The organism is Pseudomonas sp. NPDC089741, from assembly GCF_044748825.1.
GTDB classification, from domain to species: domain Bacteria; phylum Pseudomonadota; class Gammaproteobacteria; order Pseudomonadales; family Pseudomonadaceae; genus Aquipseudomonas; species Aquipseudomonas helmanticensis.
The window spans coordinates 38,404-39,455 of the sequence record NZ_JBIVGT010000046.1 but is presented as its reverse complement, the minus strand read 5'-3'; the positions used below and the strand labels follow the sequence as shown (position 1 = coordinate 39,455).

At 59.3% G+C, this 1,052-nt stretch carries 2 protein-coding genes; both read right to left on the bottom strand.

What is annotated here, in order from left to right:
* A partial coding sequence (locus ACIPZE_RS27180; protein ID WP_400776465.1) for a hypothetical protein occupies positions 1-89 on the bottom strand: 89 nt, incomplete at its 3' end.
* A 9-nt stretch (positions 90-98) separates the two neighbouring features.
* On the bottom strand, positions 99-986 hold the full coding sequence (gene cysD, locus ACIPZE_RS27175; RefSeq protein ID WP_400776462.1) for a sulfate adenylyltransferase subunit CysD: 888 nt from the start codon (positions 984-986) through the stop codon (positions 99-101).
* Positions 987-1,052: the final 66 nt, after the last annotated feature.

Here is a 1,052-nt window from a genome sequence, read left to right as displayed (position 1 = left end):
CAGGACAACCAGCGCAGCAGCTCTTTACGTTCGTGCTGGCCCAGGTAGGCGAGGATGTCCTCGCTGATCAAATCAGATACGTGCGACATGACAACCCCTTAGAAATAACCCTGACGTTTTTTGTCTTCCATCGAGCCTGCGCCATCGTGGTCGATGACCCGGCCCTGGCGCTCGGAAGTTCGCGTCAGGAGCATTTCCTGGATGATGTCCGTCAGCGTCTCGGCTTCGGACTCCACCGCGCCCGTCAACGGGTAGCAGCCAAGGGTGCGGAAACGCACTTTCTTTTTGACGATGCGCGCTTTGTCTTCGTCGGACAGGTGTTCGAGGATGCGCTCGTCGTCGATCATGATCAGCGTGCCGTTCTTCTCGATCACTTCACGTTCGGCGGCGAAGTACAGCGGCACAATCGGGATGCCTTCGAGGTAGATGTACTGCCAGATGTCCAGTTCGGTCCAGTTCGACAGAGGGAATACGCGGATGGATTCGCCCTTGTTGACCTTGCCGTTGTAGACGTTCCACAACTCTGGGCGCTGGTTTTTCGGGTCCCAGCGGTGCTTGCTGTCGCGGAACGAGTACACGCGCTCTTTGGCGCGGGATTTCTCTTCATCGCGACGGGCGCCGCCGAAGGCTGCGTCGAAACCATGCTTGTCGAGCGCCTGTTTCAGGCCTTCGGTCTTCATGATGTCGGTGTGTTTAGCGCTGCCGTGGGTGAACGGGTTGATGTTCTGCGCCACGCCATCGGGGTTGATGTGGGTGATCAGGTCCAGGCCCAGTTCTTCGACCATCTTGTCGCGGAACTTGTACATCTCCTGGAATTTCCAGCGAGTGTCGACGTGCATCACCGGAAACGGCAGTTTGCCCGGGAAGAACGCCTTGCGTGCCAGGTGCAGCATCACGGCGGAGTCTTTACCGATGGAGTACAGCATCACCGGGTTATCGAACTCGGCGGCCACCTCGCGGATGATGTGGATGCTTTCCGCCTCCAGCTGGGGCCGATGCGGCCTGTTGTCGCCGGAGGCTCCGCAGGTAGGGGTACTTCGGCTCGGCCCGCG